15 protein-coding genes are annotated in these 16,911 nt (G+C 70.6%); 10 read left to right on the forward strand and 5 right to left on the reverse strand.

Features of this window, described 5'->3' with window-relative positions:
- Window positions 1-82 precede the first annotated feature (82 nt).
- From hsaA to VGR06_RS33105, 8 genes are all read left to right on the forward strand, one after another.
- Entirely contained in the window at window positions 83-1,240 is a 1,158-nt protein-coding gene (hsaA, locus tag VGR06_RS33070) for a 3-hydroxy-9,10-secoandrosta-1,3,5(10)-triene-9,17-dione monooxygenase oxygenase subunit (protein ID WP_327563117.1), read from the forward strand.
- Window positions 1,227-2,072 (forward strand): 4,5:9,10-diseco-3-hydroxy-5,9,17-trioxoandrosta-1(10),2-diene-4-oate hydrolase, encoded by an 846-nt coding sequence (gene hsaD, locus VGR06_RS33075; protein ID WP_327563118.1) that lies wholly within the window; start codon window positions 1,227-1,229, stop codon window positions 2,070-2,072. Before hsaA ends, hsaD begins: the two co-directional genes overlap by 14 nt.
- Window positions 2,073-2,077: 5 nt before the next feature.
- On the forward strand, window positions 2,078-2,983 hold the full coding sequence (hsaC, locus tag VGR06_RS33080; protein WP_327563119.1) for an iron-dependent extradiol dioxygenase HsaC: 906 nt from the start codon (window positions 2,078-2,080) through the stop codon (window positions 2,981-2,983).
- Window positions 2,980-3,528 carry a 3-hydroxy-9,10-secoandrosta-1,3,5(10)-triene-9,17-dione monooxygenase reductase subunit gene (gene hsaB / locus VGR06_RS33085; RefSeq protein WP_327563120.1) on the forward strand — a complete coding sequence of 183 codons (549 nt, stop codon included), beginning with the start codon at window positions 2,980-2,982 and terminating at the stop codon, window positions 3,526-3,528. The genes hsaC and hsaB overlap by 4 nt, the downstream gene beginning before the upstream one ends.
- Before the next feature lie 297 nt (window positions 3,529-3,825).
- Window positions 3,826-5,004, forward strand: coding sequence for a cytochrome P450 (locus tag VGR06_RS33090; RefSeq protein ID WP_327563121.1), 1,179 nt, complete (start codon window positions 3,826-3,828; stop codon window positions 5,002-5,004).
- Complete coding sequence (locus tag VGR06_RS33095) at window positions 5,001-6,074, forward strand: cytochrome P450 (RefSeq protein ID WP_327563122.1); 1,074 nt, start codon at window positions 5,001-5,003, stop codon at window positions 6,072-6,074. Before VGR06_RS33090 ends, VGR06_RS33095 begins: the two co-directional genes overlap by 4 nt.
- A gap of 97 nt (window positions 6,075-6,171) precedes the next feature.
- Window positions 6,172-7,614 (forward strand): hypothetical protein, encoded by a 1,443-nt coding sequence (locus VGR06_RS33100; protein ID WP_327563123.1) that lies wholly within the window; start codon window positions 6,172-6,174, stop codon window positions 7,612-7,614.
- The gene (locus VGR06_RS33105; RefSeq protein ID WP_327563124.1) at window positions 7,611-8,261 is read left to right on the forward strand and encodes a transcriptional regulator; all 651 of its coding nucleotides are present in this window, start codon (window positions 7,611-7,613) and stop codon (window positions 8,259-8,261) included. The genes VGR06_RS33100 and VGR06_RS33105 overlap by 4 nt, the downstream gene beginning before the upstream one ends.
- 63 nt (window positions 8,262-8,324) lie before the next feature.
- Here the strand turns inward: VGR06_RS33105 and VGR06_RS33110 are convergent, their stop codons facing one another.
- From VGR06_RS33110 to VGR06_RS33120, 3 genes are all read right to left on the reverse strand, one after another.
- A complete protein-coding gene (locus VGR06_RS33110) occupies window positions 8,325-10,409 on the reverse strand; it encodes a diguanylate cyclase (protein ID WP_327563125.1) in 2,085 nt (694 codons plus the stop codon).
- Window positions 10,410-10,559: 150 nt separating this feature from the next.
- The gene (locus tag VGR06_RS33115; protein ID WP_327563126.1) at window positions 10,560-10,874 is read right to left on the reverse strand and encodes a hypothetical protein; all 315 of its coding nucleotides are present in this window, start codon (window positions 10,872-10,874) and stop codon (window positions 10,560-10,562) included.
- On the reverse strand, window positions 10,861-11,091 hold the full coding sequence (locus VGR06_RS33120) for a hypothetical protein (RefSeq protein ID WP_327563127.1): 231 nt from the start codon (window positions 11,089-11,091) through the stop codon (window positions 10,861-10,863). The genes VGR06_RS33115 and VGR06_RS33120 overlap by 14 nt, the downstream gene beginning before the upstream one ends.
- 64 nt (window positions 11,092-11,155) lie before the next feature.
- On the opposite strand from VGR06_RS33120, the gene nhaA reads away from it, so the two are divergent.
- A complete protein-coding gene (nhaA, locus tag VGR06_RS33125) occupies window positions 11,156-13,036 on the forward strand; it encodes a Na+/H+ antiporter NhaA (RefSeq protein ID WP_327563128.1) in 1,881 nt (626 codons plus the stop codon).
- Between the two features lie 784 nt (window positions 13,037-13,820).
- Here nhaA and VGR06_RS33135 read toward each other — a convergent pair.
- Complete coding sequence (locus VGR06_RS33135) at window positions 13,821-14,834, reverse strand: acyl-CoA dehydrogenase family protein (RefSeq protein WP_327563129.1); 1,014 nt, start codon at window positions 14,832-14,834, stop codon at window positions 13,821-13,823.
- A 168-nt stretch (window positions 14,835-15,002) separates the two neighbouring features.
- Between VGR06_RS33135 and VGR06_RS33140 the strand changes: the two genes are divergently transcribed.
- On the forward strand, window positions 15,003-16,403 hold the full coding sequence (locus VGR06_RS33140; protein WP_327563130.1) for a serine/threonine-protein kinase: 1,401 nt from the start codon (window positions 15,003-15,005) through the stop codon (window positions 16,401-16,403).
- Window positions 16,404-16,611: 208 nt separating this feature from the next.
- On the opposite strand, the gene VGR06_RS33145 is transcribed toward VGR06_RS33140, so the two are convergent.
- On the reverse strand, window positions 16,612-16,911 hold a 300-nt coding region (locus tag VGR06_RS33145), incomplete at its 5' end, for an acyl-CoA dehydrogenase family protein (RefSeq protein WP_327563131.1).

Consider the following 16,911-nt stretch of genomic DNA (forward strand, 5'->3'; position numbering starts at 1 on the left):
CGGTGGCCTGTCCAGTTGGCTATCCACAGGGTCTGAGCTGCGGGGATGTACAGAAACGAGAACGTGTTCTAGTGTGGGGGGCATGAGCGTCGTGGAGGCGGTTCGGGAGTTGCTGCCGGGGTTGCGGGAGCGGGCGCAGGAGACTGAGGACGCGCGGCGGGTGCCGGGGGAGTCGATCAAGGCGCTGCGGCAGGCGGGGTTCTTCAGGTTGTTGCAGCCGGAGCGGTATGGGGGGTTGGAGGAGCACCCGGTGGAGTTCTACCGGGCGGTGCGGTTGATCGCCGGCGCGTGTGGGTCGACCGGATGGGTGGCTTCGGTGTTGGGGTGTCATCCGTGGCAACTCGGGTTGTTCGACGACCGGGCGCAGCGGGAGGTGTGGGGGCCGGACGAGGACACGTTGGTCTCCTCTTCCTATGCGCCGATGGGGCGGGCGAAGCACACGGATGGGGGATTCCGGTTCTCCGGGCGGTGGAGCTTCTCGTCGGGATGTGACCACGCGGCCTGGGTGTTCCTCGGCGGGTTGGTGCTCGGGGAGGATGGCAACCCGATCGACTTCCGGACGTTCCTGTTGCCGCGCAAGGACTACGAGATCGTCGACGTGTGGGACACGATCGGGCTGCGGGGAACCGGGAGCAACGACATCGTCGTGGACGATGTGTTCGTGCCGGACTACCGCAGCTTGTCCTTTATGGATACCGGAAAGTGTGTTTGTCCCGGGCAGGAGGTGAACACCGGGTCGCTGTACCGGTTGCCGTTCGCGTCGGTGTTCTCGTGCTCGATCTCGGTGCCGGTGATCGGGATGGCGACGGGTGCGTATGAGGCGTACGTCAGCTATACGAAGGAGCGGGTTCGGGCGTCAACCGGTGGCCAGGCCGCGGAGGACTCCTTCAACCAGCTGAGGATCGCCGAGGCGGCAAGCAGAATCGACGCGGCGGTGCTGCAGATCGAGCGGAACATCAACGAGGAGATGGAACTGGCCCGGGCGGGGGAGAAGATCCCGTTCCCGCTCAGGATGCGCGTCAGAAGGGATCAGGTGAACGCGACGGGGGCGGCGATCGCGGCGGTGGACCGGTTGTTCGAGAGTGCGGGTGGGCGGGCGCTCAAGGTGGGCACGCCGATTCAGCGGTTCTGGCGGGACGCGCACGCGGGGCGGGTGCACGCGATCAACGATCCGGAGAAGGCGCTGGCCATGTTCGGGCAGGCGGAGCTCGGGTTGAAGGTGCAGGATGCCTGGGTCTGACAACGGAAACTACGCCGATGTCGGTGGATTCCGGTTGCACTACCACGAAGCGGGGGACGGGCAACCGGTGGTCATGCTGCACGGCGGTGGGCCGGGTGCCTCGGCGTGGAGCAACTTCGGGCCGAACCTTCCGGTGTTCGCCAAGGAGTTCCGCACGTTGCTGGTGGACCAGCCCGGCTTCGGTGCATCCGACAAACCCGAGATCACCAAGCAGTACTTCACTTTCAGCGCCGACGCCCTGCTCGGGCTGCTGGACAAGCTCAGCATCGAACGGGCACACCTGGTCGGTAACTCGCTCGGTGGTGGGACCGCGGTGCGGTTCGCGCTGAACCACCCCGACCGTGCCGGACGGCTCGTGCTGATGGCGCCCGGCGGGCTGAGCCTCAACGTGTTCTCGCCCGACCCGACCGAGGGCATCAAGAAGCTCTACGCGTTCGCCGGCCCACCCGGACCCTCCAAAGAGAAGCTCGCCGACTTCCTGCGCACGCTGGTGTTCGACCAGTCGCTGGTCACCGACGAGCTCGTCGAAGAACGGTTCCGGCACGCCAGCGACCCGGAATCCTTGCGCGCCATGACATCCATGGGCGCGTCGTTCACCAGGCCGGAAACCTTCGAACAAGGCATGCTCTGGCGGGAGGCGTACAAGCTGCGTCAAAGGGTGCTGCTGATCTGGGGCCGGGAGGACCGGGTGAACCCGCTCGACGGCGCCCTTACCGCGCTGAAACTCATGCCCCGCGCGGAACTGCACGTGTTCGGCCGGTGTGGACACTGGGCGCAGCTCGAGCGCTTCGACGAGTTCAACCGGCTCACCATGAGCTTCCTGGGAGGTTGACACACATGGGCATCCGATCCCTGGGATACCTGCGCATCGAGGCCACCGACATCGGCAAGTGGCGCGAGTTCGGGCTCAAGGTGCTCGGCATGATCGAGGGCAAGGGATCGAATCCGGACGCGCTGTATCTGAGAATGGACGACTTTCCCGCGCGCCTGGTGATCCTGCCCGGTGACGCCGACCGCATGGCCGCGTCCGGCTGGGAGGTCGCGAATGTCGGCGAACTGGGCGAGATGTGCGGCCGGCTGGAGGCGGCCGGCGTGCCGTACAAGGAGGGCACGGCCGCGGAGTGTGCGGACCGAAGGGTGGCCGATCTGATCAAGGTGGAGGACCCGTCCGGCAACACGCTGGAGATCTTCCACGGTGCCGCGCTGGAGCACCGCCGGGTGGTGAGCCCGTACGGGCACCGGTTCGTGACCGAGGATCAGGGCCTCGGCCACGTCGTACTGTCCACTCACGACGACGAGGCGGCACTGGGGTTCTACCGGGACGTGCTGGGGTTCCGGCTGCGGGACTCGATGCGCCTGCCCCCGCAGCTGGTCGGGCGCCCGGCCGACGGGGCACCGGCCTGGCTGCGGTTCTTCGGCTGCAACCCGCGCCACCACAGCCTGGCGTTCCTGCCCATGCCGACGCCGAGCGGGATCGTGCACCTCATGGTCGAGGTCGAGAACGCCGACGATGTCGGGCTCTGCCTGGACCGTGCGCTGCGGCGCAAGGTGCCGATGTCGGCCACGCTCGGCCGGCACGTGAACGACCTGATGATGTCGTTCTACATGAAGACGCCGGGCGGGTTCGACGTCGAGTTCGGTTGCGAGGGCCGCACCGTGGACGACGAGCGCTGGATCGCCCGGGAGAGCACCGCGGTGAGCCTGTGGGGACACGACTTCAGCGTCGGCGCGCGCCCGCGATGATCGCCACCACGGTCGACCCGGCCACGTTCCGGCAGACGCTGGGGCACTTCGCTACCGGCGTCACCGTGGTGACAGCTCTGGACGGCACCACCCCGGTCGGGTTCGCCTGCCAGGCCTTCGCCGCGCTCTCCCTCGACCCGCCGCTGGTGCTGTTCTGCCCCGGCCGGCATTCCCGCACCTGGCCGGTCATCGAGCGGGCCGGCCACTTCGCGGTCAATGTGCTCAGCCACGAGCAGCGCGCCGTCAGCACGGTGTTCGGCACCGCCGGCGCGGACAAGTTCACATCCGTTCCGTGGTCGCCCGCCCCCTCCGGTGCGCCGGTCCTGCACGGCGTGCTGACCTGGATAGACTGCGCCGTACACGCCGTTCACGACGCCGGCGACCATTTCGTGGTAATCGGCCGGGTGAATACCCTGGGTGAGCAAACCGACCAGGCCCCGCTCCTCTTCTTTCGGGGAAAGTACACGGCAACCCGGCCCGCCGAACCGACTCCCGCGATTCTGGACAATTTGATTACATGGTCGCGAGACGACGACTGGATCTGAGGTTTCTGCGCAATCCCGGTTGGGAGTGGTGGGCCGCCGGGCGGTGTTCGATCCGACTAGCGAGGGTAGGCCGGAGGCTTGCCCGAGCGGTCGGACCTGGCAACCAGCTCTACCAACCCGGCCACCAGCCCGAACACCGCACGGCACGCTGGCCCACCGGGCCCAATCAGGCCAACTGGCCACTACCGCACAGTGCAAACCGCGAGCGCCCGCTGTGCGGAAACCTCATCTCTGGGACACAGAATTCACCCTTTTGGGTGTGTAGCGGCAGGGTCACCCACTGCGACCCTCTAACCGATGACCACGATAGGTTCTGGGGTTTTACTGGCGGAGTTGGACGCGGATCCGTATCCGACCTACGCCCGGTTGCGGCGTGCGGAGCCGGTCTGCTGGCTCCCCGAGGTGCGGCAATGGCTGGTGACCACCTGGGCGGACGCGAGCCGGGTGCTGGCCGATCCGGGCCTGTTCACCACGGACATTCCCGAATCGCCGATGGTCAGGTTCTGCGGGGGCAGACCAATGCTCCTGCGGGAAGGGACGGACCACCGGGATATTCGCGAGGCGTTCCGGCACGATTACGACCCGCACCGGGTGAGCGACTATGTGGACACCGTGGTCCGCCCGCATGCCGAGCGGATCGCGGCGCGCCTGGCCCGGGCCGGGCGGGCGGAACTGGTGGGTGAGTACTTCGAACCGGTCGCGGCGGCGTCCGAGGCGACGCTGCTGGGTATCGGCCCGTCCGGTGCGAACGCGTTGCGGCGCTGGGCCGGCGCGCTGGCCGCGGTCGCGACGAACCTCCGGCGGGACCGCGACATCGACGCGTACGCGGCGGACACGCTGGCCGAGGGGGATGTGCTGAGCCCGGTCGTGGCGCGCCTGCGCGAGCGGCCGAACGGGTCGGTGATCTCACACCTCATCCACGCCAACCGGGCCGGCGGGCGGCCGGACGCCGACATCCTGCCGGTGCTGAAACACGTTGCCATGTGCGCGATCGAACCCGGCTGGCTGGCCGGCTGGACGCTGCTGGCCCTGTTGTCCCGGCCCGAGCAGCTCGAGGAGGTGCGCGGCGACCGGTGGCTGCTCGGCGCCGCGGTGTACGAGGTGCTGCGCTGGAGCGCGCCGGTGGGCACCGTGACCCGGCGGACCACCGCGCCGGTGTCGCTGCACGGCAAGGACCTTCCCGCGGGCGCGACGCTCATCGTGAGCATCGCCTCGGCCAACCGGGACGAGTCGGCCTTCCCCGACGCCGACGTGTTCGACCTGCACCGTCCCGTTCGGACACACCTCGGCTTCGGCACCGGCCCGCACCGCTGCCCGGCTTTCGCGTTCGCGGTGGCCGGTGCGCGCACCGCGCTGGACGTGCTGCTCGACCGGATGCCCGGGCTGCGGCCGGACGTCGACTGGTGGCCCGCCCCGCACGGCTGGAAGTTCCGGCTGCCGGGCCCGATCGCCATGCGGTGGGGGCGGGTCCTGTGACGGTGGTCAACTCCGTGGTGACGCTGGCGGATCTCGAGATCGATCCGTACGGCACCTATGCCCGGCTGCGCCGGGAGGATCCGGTCAGCTTCATTCCCGGCCTGGGCCGGTGGCTGGTGACCTCGTGGGCCGAGGTGCACCGGGTGCTGGCCGAGCCCGGCGTGTTCACCGCGGACACCGTGCCGCGGGAGGCGCGGGCGGCGATCGAGCACGACTACGGCCCGCACCGGGTCACCGACTTCGTGGACACGATCGTCCGGCCGTACGCCGACCTGGTCGCCGGCGGGCTGCTCCCGGCCGGGCGGGCCGAGCTGGTTGGTGACTACTTCGAGCCGGTGGCGATGCTCGCGCACGCCGAGCTGGCCGGCCTGGATCCGGTGGACGCCCGGCGGATGCGGCGCTGGGGTCTCGCCCTGGTCGACGGCGGCACCGAAACCGAACTGGTCGCGGCCATGGCGGACCTGGACGAGGCGGTCGGCCCGGTGGTGGAGCGGCTGCGCGCCCGGCCGGACGGCTCGGTGATCGCGCACCTCGTCCACGCCGGCGCGGACCTGTTTCCGGTGCTGAAGCACTTCGTCCAGGGCCAGCTCGAGGCCGGCTGGCTGGCCGGCATGACGCTGCTCGGACTGCTCGGCCGGCCGGAGCAACTCGCGGAGATACGCGCGGACCGGTGGCTGCTCGGCGCCGCGGTGTACGAGGCGCTGCGCTGGGGTGGACCGATGGGAATGGTCACCCGCCGCACCACCCGGGTGGTTTCGTTGGGCGGCAAGGAACTCCCGAGGGGCGCGCGGCTCGCGGTGAGCATCGCCGCGGCCAACCGGGACGAGTGGGTCTTCCCCGACGCGGACGTGTTCGACCTGCACCGGACCGTCCGCACCCACCTCGGCTTCGGCAGCGGCGCGCACGAATGCCCGGCGCACGCCTTCGTGCCGGCGATCGCGCGGACCGCGCTGGACGTGCTGCTCACCCGGATGCCAGGGCTGCGCCCGGAAGCCGGCTGGCGCCCGGCACCGCACGGCTGGCGGCTGCGCCGGCCGGGGCCTATCGATGTGGAGTGGGGGTATGCATAGGGATTGCGCCGATTGGGGGACGACTGGACCGGCTTGATCACTACGGTTTGATGCGTAGTTGACCGGTTTCGGTGCGTGATCAAATCGGAGAGTTGAGATGTCAACCGCATCCTCCCGCGCGGAGCTCGCCAAGGGAGTTCTACATGACTATTCGACCAGCCGGGCCGGCGCCGTGCCCCTGGCCGAGCGGCGTTCCCGCTATCACTTCGTGGCGCTCTGGACCACGCTCGCGGCCGGATTCACCTTTCTGTTCCTGGGTTTCCAGTACCACGACGCCGGCTACTCGCTGGCCCGCTCGGTCGGCGCGGGTGCGCTCGGCGGGCTCGCCTACGTGATGTACGCGCTGCCGGCGGCCTACCTTGGCTCAACCACGGGGCAGACCCACGCGCTGCTGACCCGGTCGATCTTCGGGAAGCTCGGCTCCGCGCTGGTCTCGCTGCTGCTGATCGGGGTGGCCGCGGGCTGGACGGCGTTCGCGTTCAACCTGCTGGCCACGCTCTACGACGGGTTGTTCAGCTGGGGCAACGTGGTGCTGATCAGCGTGGTGCTGGCGGTGCTGGGAATTGTCAACAACCTGTTCGGTTTCACCGGGATCGCCGCGTTCGCCCGGTACGTCGTGGCGCCGGTGATGATCGTCTGGGTGCTGTACCTGGTGATCAAGGGACTCGTGAGCATCCCGTCCGACGTGCTGGGCGCCGGCTCCGGGGACATCAGCGGGGTGCCGTTCCTCACCGGCGTCGGGATCGCGATCGGATCGGTGATGTGGGGCAACGAGCCGGACACCTGGCGCTACGGCAAGCCGCGGTTCGCCTGGCCGCTGCCCACCATGGTGTTCGCCGTCGCGGTCGGCCTGGTGCTGTTCGTGGCCGGCGGCTGGATGATGGCGGAACTCTCCGGCGCCGGGCCGTTCGAATTCGGCGCCGCCTACCGCTACACCGTGGAGTACTCGCTGTTCGGCGCGCTGTGGCTGGGCGCGCTGGTGGCCACCGCGCTGGTGGTGGCCATCAACGACGGCAACTACTACGAGATGATCAACGGCGGGCAGAACATCGCCGGCCACGCGCCGGGCTGGCGGCGCTGGTACACCTGCCTGGTCATGGCCGCGGTCGCGGCGGTGTTCACCTGGTGGTTCCCCAGCATCGAGGACGGGTTCTTCAAGGTGGCCCAGTGGTCCTCGATCGCGCTGCCGTGCGCGACCGTGGTGATGTGCGTCGACCGGTTCCTGCTGCCCCGCCTGGTCGGGATCATCCGCCCGGTGTCGCCGATCCCGTCCTGGCGCGATGCCGGCGTGGCCAACTGGCCGGGCATCGTCGCGGTGCTCGTGGCGCTGCTGTTCGGCGCCTGGGGCCTGGGGCTGCTGCCCGGCCAGGAGTCGGTGCCCTCGCTCGGGCTGGTGCCGGTCGAGGCGTGGCTGCTGGCCGGCGTGATCTACGCTGTGCTGGTCGCCGTAATCGCCCGGATACCCAGCGCGACAAGCGTTCTGGGGTTCGGCCGGCGGCATTCCGGCACCGCGGACCGCGAAGGAGAGCTCACCAGATGACCGGCTCGGCCCAGGACCTGCTCGACACGATCCGGCGGGAGCTCGCCCCCGAGGAGGGCGATAACCGGTTCATTCCCCTTGTCGCGCAAGGAGATGCGCCGGTGTCCGCGATCGGCGCGCTGGCCGCGGAGGAGCTGCGGATCGTCAGCAGCGACTGGCGGAGCTTCCTCGCGCTGGCCGCCCGTGCGCCCGAGCCGGCCGCCCGCGGGTTCTTCTCCTCGCTCGCCGCGGGCGAGGGCCTGGTGCTGCCCATGCTCCCGGCGCTGGCCACCGCCGCCGGACTGTCCGAAGAGGACCTCCGCGGCCACCGGCCGAAGCCCGGCTGCCAGGCGTACTCCTCGTTCGTGGCCTGGCTCGCGCTCAACGCCGAGCCGGCCGCCGCGGTGCTCGCCATGCTGATCAACTTCGACGCGTGGGGCGGGTACTGCGCGACGATCGGCCAGGCGCTGCGCAAGCATTACGGGTTCGCCGACGAGGCGTGCGCGTTCTTCGACTTCTTCGCCACCCCGGTGCCGGAGCTCGAGGAGCAGGCGCTGGCCGCGGTGCAGGCCGGCCTGGACGCGGGCGCGTCCCTGGATGCCGCCCGCGACCATGGCCGGTTGCTGATGGGCTACGAGCTGATGTTCTGGAACACTCTCGCCGGGTGAGATGCCCTGAAGGTGGCCTTCGGGACGCTGAACGCCCCGAAGGCCACCTTCAGGGCACCTCGGCTACCGCAGGCCGTCGAGGGTGACCCAGGCGGGCGTGCCGACGTGGCCGGCCCGTTGCAGGTCGAGGAAGAGGTCGACCACGTCGGGGTCGAACTGGGTGCCCCGGCCGCGGCGGAGCTCCTCGCGGGCCTCGGCCAGGGGGCGGGCCGGCTGGTAGGGGCGGTCGGCGAGCATGGCCGCCCAGGTGTCGCACACCGCGACCAGGCGCGCCTCGGGCCGGATGGCGTGCGCGGCGAGGCGCTGCGGGTAGCCGGTGCCGTCGTAGCGCTCGTGGTGCTGGCGGATCACCTGGGCCACCGCGGAGAACCCGGGGACCGTGCGGGCCAGGCGGTAGCCGTAGTCGGGGTGGTCGCACATCAGGCGCCACTCGTCCGCGGTGAGCTCGCCGGGCTTGGTCAGCACCGCCTCCGGGATGACGATCTTGCCGATGTCGTGCAGCCGGCCGGCGAGCGCGGCGCGGCGGACGGTGGGCTCGTCGTAGCCCAGTTCGGTGGCCAGGCGGTGCACCCAATGACCTATCGCCTGGCTCTGCTCGTAGCTGGACAGGCACACGTCCACCTGGTCGGCCACCCGGCAGAGGTAGTCGACCATCGCCGGGTCGCCGCCTTCCTCGCCGCCCGCCGGCGCGCCGACCACGACCCGGTCCTGCCCGGCGGACTTGGCCGCGTACAGCGCCCGGTCGGCGGCCGCGATCAGCTCGGCGGGATCGTTGCCGTGCTGCGGGTAGCAGGCCGCGCCGACGGACACGGTGCACGCGATCCAGTTCGTCTCGGTCACGGCGATCGGGCTCGACGCCACGCTGTCCCGCAGCCGCTGCGCGATGCTCGGCAGCTCGGTCGGGGTCGCCTCGGGCACCAGCAGCGCGAACTCCTCGCCGCCGTAGCGGGCCAGCACGTCGCCGGCCCGCGAGGAGCCGCGCAGCCGGGTCGCGATCTCGATCAGCGCCCGGTCGCCGGCCGGGTGGCCGTACCGGTCATTGATCGACTTGAACCGGTCCACGTCCGCGATGAACACCGCCATCGAGCCACCCCCGCGGCGCGCCCGTTCCGTCTCGAGCGGCAGCTGCGCCTCGAAGAACCGCCGGGTGTGCAGCCCGGTCAGGCCGTCGGTGATGGCCAGCCGGCGCTGGTCGGCGACCAGGCCGGCGAGCCGGGCGATGGTCAGCATGAACAGCACCGCGCAGGCCGCGGCGATCACCGGGATGTCCTGGAACGAGCCACGGACATACTGGGTGAGCAGCGTCGCCGGGGCGACCAGCGCGGCCACGCAGAGCGCCGCGATGCGGAGCCGGCCGAGCACCTGGTCGCGCACCGCGGAGGGCTCGCCGAGCCGCGCCATGGTCGGGTGCAGCGCGGCGGCGCCGAGCGCGAGGTTGCCGGACAGCCAGATCGCGTCCAGGAAGTTGCCGGCCTGGTAGGTGAGGTTGAGCTGCTGCAGCACGTACAGCGTGTCCGCGGTGAAGATCGCCAGCAGGTTTCCGGTCAACAGCGCGAACGAGGGGGAGCGCCGCCCGACGCCGAGGATCAGCCGCAGCGCCACGGCCAGCATCGCCAGGTCCATCACCGGGTAGGCCACCGAGGTGAGCTTGACCAGCATCGGTGAGTCGGCCCGGGCCTGCGGTGCGATCAGGTACAGCCAGGAGAGCATGGCCGCCACCACGGCCAGCACCGAGGCGTCCAGCACGCTCGGCAGGTCGCGGCCCGGCGTGCGGCGGCGGATGAGCAGCAGCAGCGCGAGCACGACCAGCGGGTAGTGGCCCAGGTAGAACGGGTCCGACAGGGACGGGTAGTCGGTCAGGCCAAGCAGGTAGTGCCGGACGTAGAAGGTGGTGTCCGCGATGGCGTAGACGACCTGGCTCAACCCCAGCAGCACCCACGGCAGCCGGGCGCGTGGCCGATTGCGCAGCAGCCCGACCAGCACGGCAACCGCCGCCGAGACACTCGTCGCGCAGTACACGGTGACCCGGGCCGGCACCCCCGCGCCCTGCGCTGGAATCAGGTAGTACCCGACGATCGCCACCAGTCCGGCCGCGAGATAACCCAGCCAGGCCCTCCCCCCGACCGGCCCCGGGCCGTTCGCACTCATCGTTGAACCCCGTGCTTCGCTGCTCTCCGTAACCGCTGCCCGTGCCTACCGTCATGGGATCATGCCGTATGCACCCTGCGCGATGAAAGCGAGACCCACTAGTCCATTCGTGGGAAATCCTTACAGCCACTTGCCTTTCGTGTCGGGCGGTCAGGCGAAGAGGGCGTCGACCAGGGTGCGGACCGGGCGCAGGTCGGCGACCAGTCCAACGGGTTCGGACAGGCCCGAACGCGGCAGCCACCCGATGAGCTCGGGCACCACGATGCCGATGGTGGTCACGCCGTCCACCGCATAGCTGATCCGATGTACGCCGGCGAAATCCTCGGGCAGGACGCCGGGCAGCACCCGACAGACGATCACCCGTCCGGTGTCGGCGGCGAGGTGGTTCGGTCCCGACAGCACCAGAACGTGTTGCGGGATGGGGGAAGAGGTGTCGAGCCGGTACCTGATCTCACCTTGCCGCACGCTGGGCCTGCTCGGTCGCGGCCTGCTCCCGCACCATCCAGTTCGGGTCGTTGATGCCGAGAGCGTCGGCCGTTTCCTTGTACTTCTCCCACATCTCGCGGATCAGGCGCTGGCGTGCGGCCTCGGCCATCCACTCGGAGATGCTGCCATCGTGTGCGGCCGCCCGGATCTGGGCGTCCAGCGCATCATCGAGCTTGATCGACAGTTGCCTAGCCATACGTCTACATTACCAACAGTGGTACCGATCGCATCACCGGACGGCGACCTGTGAGAATCCGGGCATGACGGATGCGGAGGGGCGGTTCTCCGGGCGGACGGCGTGGGCGCGGAACCTGCAGACGCCGTTGCGGACGTTTCTGCGGACGGAGACGGGGAGCGCGGCGATCCTGCTGGTGGCGGCGCTGGCGGCGCTGGCGTGGGTGAACCTTGACCGGGCGTCGTACGAGGCGGTGTGGTCGACGGACCTGTCGATCCGGATCGGCGGCGCGGGGATCGAGCACGACCTGCGGCACTGGGTGAACAGCGGGCTGATGACGTTGTTCTTCCTCGTCGTCGGGTTGGAGGCGCGCCGCGAGTTCGACCTGGGCGAGCTGCGGGAGCGGCGCCGGATGACGCTGCCGCTGGTGGCCGGGGTGACCGGGATGCTGGTGCCGGTCGCGATCTACCTGATCCTGAACGGCGGCCGCGACTCGGTGATCGGCTGGGGCACCGCGATGTCCACTGACACCGCGTTCGCGCTGGGCATGCTGGCGCTGGCCGGCCCGCGGTTCCCGGCGCGGCTGCGCACGTTCGTGCTCACCGTCACCGTGGTCGACGACCTGGTCGCACTGGTCGTGATCGCGGTCGCCTACAGCGAGCACGTCTCCTGGCTGCCGCTGCTGATCGCGATCGCGATCTTCGCGGGCATCCGGGTGGTCAAACACGCCGGCGTGCGCTACGGCCCGCTGTACTTCCTGCTCGGCACCGCGGTGTGGGTGGCGCTGACGAAGTCGGGTGTGGAGCCGGTCGTGGTGGGGCTGGCGATGGGGCTGATGACGTACGCCTACCCGGCCGCGCGGACCGATCTGGAGCGGGCGACCGACCTGTTCCGGCTGTTCCGCGAGCAGCCGACGCCCGAGCTGGAGCGGGAGGCCCGGCTCGGCGTGCGCGCGGCGATCTCCCCGAACGAACGGCTGGCGCTGCTGTTCCACCCGTGGACGAGCTACCTGATCGTGCCGCTGTTCGCGCTGTCCAACGCCGGGATCGCGATCAGCGGCGAGTTCCTGGCCCGGGCGTTCACCTCACCGGTCACGCTCGGCATCGTGATCGGGTACGTGGTCGGCAAGCCGGCCGGCATCCTCGGGGCGTCCGTGCTGGTCACCCGGCTGACCCGGGGCCGGCTGCGGCCGCCGGTCGGCTGGGCCGCGGTCGCCGGGGCGGGCACGCTGACCGGCATCGGGTTCACCGTGTCGCTGCTGATCGCGACGCTGGCGTTCACCGGGGAGCGGCTCGAGGAGGCCAAACTCGGCATCCTGACCGCGGCGCTGCTCGCCTCGGTGATCACCTGGCTGCTGTCCCGGGCGACCGCGCTGCTCCCGCAGCCGGTGCGGAACCGGGCGCTGCTCGGCACCGCGGAGAGCATCGTGGACCTGGCGATACCGGTGGATCCGGACCGCGACCACATCCGCGGGCCGCGCGCGGCGCCGATCACCGTCGTCGAGTACGGCGACTTCGAGTGCCCGTACTGCGGGCAGGCCGAGGATGTGGTGCGCGAGCTGCTCGCCGACTTCGGCGACGTGCGGTATGTCTGGCGGCACCTGCCGCTCACCGACGTCCACCCCAACGCCCAGCTCGCCGCGGAGGCCTCCGCAGCCGCGGCGGCGCAGGGGAAGTTCTGGGAGATGCACGACCTGCTCTTCCAGCACCAGGACGCGCTCGGGCCGAAGTACCTCGTCGCCTACGCCGCCGAGCTCGGGCTCGACGTCGACCGGTTCCGTGCCGACCTGCGTTCGCACGCGAACGGGCCGCGGGTCGCCGACGACGTGGATTCGGCGGACCTCTCCGGGGTGTCCGGGACGCCGACGTTCTTCATCAACGGCCGGCGGCACCACGGCGCGTTCGACATCGAGGCGCTCACCGCCGCGGTCCGCACCGCGCGGGCGCGTGCCGAGATGGCGCTATGACAGTCCCGCCTCCCGGGATGAGGGCCTGCAGATCACCAACACGCTGAGTTGATCTTGCGAGGGTACGGGGCAAGGGACGCAACGTGACGTTGCTTCCCGCCAAACCCCGCCTACCACATCGACGGGCCCGATCGCCCAAGTGATCAACTTATTTCTCGGCAAGGCCTTGAAATTAACTGCTGTCGTTGCGTTCCAGCTGACGGTGCGGATTTCGGGTTGAGTGTGGCTGGGCGCCGTCACGGTCCCCTGAGGTGACGGTTGTCGGGGACACCACACTGCCCGGCAGGCGCTCGCGGACCTGCTCGGGGCCGAGCCGGGTGGGATCGTGTTCTGGAGTCCCCTGCGCCCGGACAAGCTGCTGCCGATGCCGGACACCGGGCCCGAGCGGTTCGAGCAGGGCATCCTGCCCTACGAACTGCTGGCCGGAACCACCGCGGCCGTCGACTTCCTGGCATCCCTGGTCCCCGGCAACGGTTCCCGGCGCAATCGGCTCGCGACTTCCTTGGCGGCTATGGAAGAGCACGAAACTGCGCTCCGGAGCCGCCTGGAGTCCGGCCTGCCTGCGCTGCCCGGCGTCACGCTGCACGGTTCGCCCGATCGGCGCCGCACCCCGACCGTGTTCTTCTCGGTGTCCGGCCCCGCCCGGCGACCGTGCACGAGCGCCTCGCGGCTGCCGGCGTCAACGCCCCCGCGGGGAGCTTCGACGCACCGGAGTGCGCACGGTGCCTCGGCCTCGCGCCGTACACCAGCGAGTCCGATGTGGACAGACGGCCGGCGGCGGTCACTAGCCGGTGAGCCGAGCCAAGTGCTCGCGAGGCTGGCCGAGGAGCTGGGCGCTGCCGTGGGCGCGTTTGAAGTAGCGGTGGGCGTCGTGCTCCCAGGTGATCGCGATGCCGCCGTGGAGCTGGATCATCTCGGCGGCCACCGCTTGGAACGCCTCGGAGCAGTGGGTCTTGGCCACGGCCGCGGCGAGCGGGAGGTCCTCGGCGGTGGTGGCCGCGAGCGCCGCCGACTCGGCCGTTTCGACCAGCACGTACATGTCGGCCATCCGGTGCTTGAGCGCCTGGAAGCTGCCGAGCGGGCGGCCGAACTGGTGCCGGCTCTTGGTGTGCTCCACGGTCAGTTCCAGGCATCGCCGGGCGGCGCCGGCCTGCTCGGCGGCCAGCGCGACGCAGGCCACGTCCCGAACGTGCCCGAGCCCGCTGGCCGGGCCGAGGTGGCGGCCGGTCGCGCCGGTGAGGTGCACGGTGGCGAGCGGCCGGGTGAGGTCCATGGTCGGCGTGGGCTCGACGCGCACTGCGGATTGGGTGGGGTCCACCTCGAACAGGCCGAGCCCGTCCGCGGTGCGGGCCACCACGATCAGCACCCCGGCTGCCGCGCCGTCCAGCACATAGTGCGCCGCACCGGTGAGCAGGCCGTCCACTGTGGACACCGCGGCCAGCTGCGGATCCCAGCGACCGTCCGGGCCGGCCCAGGCCATAGCGGCCACGGTGGTGCCGGAGGCGATGCCGGGTAAGAGCCGCCGGCACGCGTCCTCGTCGCCCGCGGCCAGGATCGCCTGCGCGGCCAGCACGGCCGAGCCGAGCAGGGGGCACGGTGTGAGCGCGCGACCCAGCTCCGCGAACACGACATGCACCGCGGCCAGGCTCGCGCCGAGCCCGCCGTACTCCTCCGGGATCAGCAACCCCGCGGCACCCACCTCGCCGCACAACCGCTTCCACACCGTGGCTTCAGATTCGTGCGCCAGCAAGCCCCGCACGGTGTCGCGCAGCGCCTGCAGCTCCTCTGTGTACACCATGCCATTGAACCAAACAATCGCTTGGTTGGCTACCGGGTACGGGATGTTCGGCGGTGTCCGGTGCACCGGCCGGCATCAAGTAATCTCGACCCGAGCGCTGGGGCCGGGGACCGGAGAGGAGCCTGCGTCATCGAGGAAGGGCAACTGGTCGCCGGTCGCTACCGCCTGATGGAGTCCGTGGGCAGCGGTGGCATGGGCGTGGTGTGGCGGGCCGAGGACGAGCGGCTGGCCCGGACGGTCGCGGTCAAGCAGTTGCTGACCCATCCCGGCCTGTCCGACGAGCAGGCCGAGGAGGCGCGGCGGCGGGCCATGCGGGAGGCGCGGACCGCGGCCCGGCTGCAGCACCGCAACGCGATCGCGGTGTTCGATGTCGCCGAGCACGACGGAAACCCGTGGCTGGTGTTGGAGTTCCTGCGCTCCCGCAGCCTTTCCGCGGTGCTCGCCGAGCGCGGCACGCTGCCGGCCGGCGAGGTCGCCCGGCTCGGCGCGCAGGTCGCCTCGGCGCTGGCCGCCGCGCACGAGGCCGGCATCGTGCACCGGGATGTCAAGCCTGGCAACGTGTTGCTGGACGAGGACGGGCTGGCGAAGATCACCGACTTCGGCATCTCCCGCACCCTGGACGACGCCACGATCACCCAGAGCGGCATGGTCGCCGGCACGCCCGCGTACCTCGCACCCGAGGTAGCCCGCGGCGTGCAGCCGGATCGCGCGTCCGACGTGTTCTCCCTCGGCGCCACGCTCTATCACGCGGTCGAGGGCACCCCGCCGTTCGGCACGCACGCCAACCCGCTGGCGCTGCTGCACGCGGTCGCCTCCGGCCAGGTGCCGCCGCCGCGCAACGCCGGCCCGCTGACCCCGGTGCTGATGGGCATGCTGGGCGCCGACCCGGCCGGCCGCCCCACCATGAAGGGCGTCGCCGCGAGCCTCGTGCACCTGGAGACCCAGCCGCTCGAGGAACTGCGCACGGTGCCGGTCCGCCCGCCCGCTCCGGACATTCCGGTTCCGCCGCAGGTCGGCCCGACCCGCAGCCTGCCCCGCCTCGAGCCGGTCGCGCCGCGCCGTCCCCGGTCGAACCGGGTGCTGCTGATCGTGGCGCTGGTCCTGGTGTTCGCGGTGGCCGGCGTGATCACCGCCATAGTGATCAACTCGGCCCGGCAGTCCGGCACCGCGAGCGCCCCGCCGTCCAGCACCACCGCGCCGCCGTCCAGCCTCCGCGAGCCGAGCAGCACCGTGGTTCCGGTCCGCGGCCCGATCAACTTCTCCCAGGCCGGCCAGCTCGTGATCGACTACTACAACGGCATGGCCAACCCGCAGAACACCTGGGCCCTGCTGGGCCAGAACGGCCGCGCCGCGTTCGGCTCGCAGCAGGCCTTCGAGCAGTACTGGAAGCAGTTCAAACAGGTCAGCGCGCGCAACGCGCGGGGCGTCACGACCAACCCGGACGGCTCGGTCAACGTGCCGGTCGACGTCACCTACACCGGCACGGACGGCGCCACCCGCCCCGAGCACAAGGTGATCCACGTGGTCATCGAGGACGGCCGGCTGGCCATCGACTCAGACTCCAAGTGAACTTTGGTGGTTCTCGGGCATGTTGGCTTCTGGCGTTGGTGTGTTGGCTTCTGGCGGGAATGAGGGGCGGCTTCTGGTTCCGCGCGGGTGGCAGGGCATCGCTTGCTGTCCTCGCGATTGGCCAACACATCGACGTGAGCCGCCAACACAGCGACGCAGCGCGCCAACACGCCGACGTGAGTCGTCGGGGTGGAGGTGGCACCGAGTGCTACATGGTGACACCGCTCGTCAGTCCGCCCATGACCCGGGCGCGATGCGTGGGAAGGGTGCCCCAGGACTGGGCCAGCGCGCGGACCCGGGTGAGCCACCGGGCGAGGTCGTACTCGAGCGTGTAGCCGATGGCGCCGTGCACCTGCAGGGCGGTGCGGGCCGCGCGCTGGGCGGCCTGGGTGGCGGCGATCTTGGCGGCGGAGACGTCGTACGGGGTGAGCGAGAGCGCGGCGCCGTAGAGCAGCGGCCGGGCCAGCTCGAGCGCCACGTGCACGTCGGCGAGGTGGTGCTTCACCGC

This window comes from Actinophytocola sp. (genome assembly GCF_036002505.1).
Taxonomy (GTDB): domain Bacteria; phylum Actinomycetota; class Actinomycetes; order Mycobacteriales; family Pseudonocardiaceae; genus DASYTH01.

Excerpts from the sequence above, each read along its gene's own strand:
- hsaA (WP_327563117.1), top strand. The coding sequence starts at position 83 with ATGAGCGTCGTGGAGGCGGTTCGGGAGTTGCTGCCGGGGTTGCGGGAG.
- hsaD (WP_327563118.1), top strand. The coding sequence starts at position 1,227 with ATGCCTGGGTCTGACAACGGAAACTACGCCGATGTCGGTGGATTCCGG.
- hsaC (WP_327563119.1), top strand. The coding sequence starts at position 2,078 with ATGGGCATCCGATCCCTGGGATACCTGCGCATCGAGGCCACCGACATC.
- hsaB (WP_327563120.1), top strand. The coding sequence starts at position 2,980 with ATGATCGCCACCACGGTCGACCCGGCCACGTTCCGGCAGACGCTGGGG.
- VGR06_RS33090 (WP_327563121.1), top strand. The coding sequence starts at position 3,826 with ATGACCACGATAGGTTCTGGGGTTTTACTGGCGGAGTTGGACGCGGAT.
- VGR06_RS33100 (WP_327563123.1), top strand. The coding sequence starts at position 6,172 with ATGTCAACCGCATCCTCCCGCGCGGAGCTCGCCAAGGGAGTTCTACAT.
- VGR06_RS33105 (WP_327563124.1), top strand. The coding sequence starts at position 7,611 with ATGACCGGCTCGGCCCAGGACCTGCTCGACACGATCCGGCGGGAGCTC.
- VGR06_RS33110 (WP_327563125.1), bottom strand. The coding sequence starts at position 10,409 with ATGAGTGCGAACGGCCCGGGGCCGGTCGGGGGGAGGGCCTGGCTGGGT.
- VGR06_RS33120 (WP_327563127.1), bottom strand. The coding sequence starts at position 11,091 with ATGGCTAGGCAACTGTCGATCAAGCTCGATGATGCGCTGGACGCCCAG.
- nhaA (WP_327563128.1), top strand. The coding sequence starts at position 11,156 with ATGACGGATGCGGAGGGGCGGTTCTCCGGGCGGACGGCGTGGGCGCGG.
- VGR06_RS33135 (WP_327563129.1), bottom strand. The coding sequence starts at position 14,834 with ATGGTGTACACAGAGGAGCTGCAGGCGCTGCGCGACACCGTGCGGGGC.
- VGR06_RS33140 (WP_327563130.1), top strand. The coding sequence starts at position 15,003 with ATGGAGTCCGTGGGCAGCGGTGGCATGGGCGTGGTGTGGCGGGCCGAG.